Source organism: Acinetobacter sp. WCHAc060042 (assembly GCF_003231195.1).
In the GTDB taxonomy this organism is placed as follows: domain Bacteria; phylum Pseudomonadota; class Gammaproteobacteria; order Pseudomonadales; family Moraxellaceae; genus Acinetobacter.
Window position 1 is genome coordinate 1 of record NZ_QKVN01000091.1, and the last position, 1944, is coordinate 1944.

A 1944-nucleotide genomic window follows, 5' to 3' on the forward strand; every position below is an offset into this window, starting at 1 on the left:
AATTATAGGACTGAATAAACCTTATAGGCTAGGTTTGTGCAACAAAGCCCCCCCTCTTAAAGAATGTCGTAAAAGCAATGAAAACTCATTATCATTACGACGGTAAAATGCTGTTAAATCTCCCCGTCCTACATAGTTTTTAATGTCAGGATTATCATCTTTTCCGGCATCTTCATCTAGGCGATACCAAGGTCGCAACATAAGCGCAAAATTATCTTTTTCTAAACCAATATTCAGCATAATACGGTCCCAGCTGCGAGATAAGGGACCAGAACGACCATTAGATTGATGATTATAAGTTAATCCCAATAAGCGCCCATTTAAGCCCAAAATGCTATAGTCTGTTCTAAAAATTAAACTGGCTTCAGGCTCATAATTTGTTTCACGAAAAGGCCTCGATTCATCTTCATTATAGACTTGCCAATGCGCAGTCTGCGTATAGCCAACCCACATATCCCCATTGTCTTCAAAGAGATTCTCAAGTGCTTTGGTCTTTAAAGATAACTGCAGTTTAGCTTCCATCGAATTCAAATTTTGCTGTTCTGCCAGTGTCTTGTTTGGCGTATGCGGAACTTCATTTTTTTCACTTGTCCACAGTGCAGGTAGCAAATAAATAGGCTGGTAAGCCCGTAAATTCCATGTTCCTAGTTTTTGTTCTGGTGTTAATTCCCAACGCTGGTCGATTAATGATGCTTTTAAATCCGATTGATGATGTTCTAAAGCAAAAAAATGGTTCGGATTGCCCTGCTTGTTATCTCGGCTGCTCGGCCGTTTTAATGTTTGTAACGGCATGGCCTCAGCAGATCCAGCGCCTTCTGCAACTAATACCGATGCCACTGTTACGTCGCTGAGCTTTACTGAAAATAAACCGTCATAACAATTTAAACGCTCTGCATTTGACTCAAGTGCTACACAAGCAGAAGCACTTGCAGGTTGATAAGCATAGCCTGCTTCTGTACACAATATAGACAGCATCGCCAAGTTCAACACCCTGAATGAATACTTTGTACGGCGTGTCAATTTAACAGCCATTTTTAAATTTCCTTTCTTCATTTTTGAGAATACTTTCATACAGCACATTAGAAAAACGGTAAGTATGTGCAACTAAACGATCTAGCCAACGTTGCGCAGCAAGTAACTCAATCCCCTTTGCTGCATTAAGTTGATTCACTTCAGTATGCTGCAGAATTTTTTGGCGTATTTCGGCACGATGCTGACTGGTCCACTTCTTTAAACTATTTAATTCATTGCGCATTGGCTCTATATTTTTAGGATTTCCTAGCTGCTCTCGTTGTTGTATATAGCTCTCAACAATATGCTTATAGTCCAAAGCTGTTTGTAAAACTGCTGGCTGAGTACGTAATAAAATTGCGTAATCAATATTTTCAAGATCACTGCGTAATACACGTACATAAACCATCACTCGCAATAAGCTGACAAAATCATGATTACTTTCATGTGAATAAGGCACATTGATTTTTTCTAGATATGCTTCCAGCTGTAAAATTATTTCATCTAATTGTTTTATTTTCCGCTGAGAAGGCATAGCACCTTCCTGAAATGCTGCACTCAAAAAACTGAATATTTCGAATAAAATATAATATTGAACGGTCTGTGCAGACTGAACAGCAATAGCAGAAAACTCAAGATTAGCCTCATCCAGAAATTTCATAATCGCAGGCAAGTCATTGGGTAAAATACGCAGCAGCCACTTTTCCAGCTGTTTTGTCGCAGGCATAAAAACCAAGGCCCCCATAACACTAAATGCAGTATGGAATAAGGCCAAAATAATCAAGACATCCCATTGAGTAAAAAAAGTATATTGCTGATAAAAATAGATAAATAAAGGAGCCAATATAAAAAAAGCTAATATCGCAGTGACAAGATTAAAAACCACATTTACCGCAACTGTTCGTTTCGCACTGACTGAAGCACCAATCACAG

2 pseudogenes are annotated in these 1944 nt (G+C 38.7%); both read right to left on the reverse strand.

What is annotated here, in order from left to right:
• Positions 1 to 48: 48 nt before the first annotated feature.
• Positions 49 to 1032, reverse strand: a pseudogene (locus tag DPG01_RS18285) (phospholipase A); the annotation flags it as partial.
• Positions 1022 to 1944 (reverse strand): annotated as a pseudogene (locus DPG01_RS18290) (Na/Pi cotransporter family protein); the annotation flags it as partial. The pseudogenes DPG01_RS18285 and DPG01_RS18290, both read right to left, overlap by 11 nt.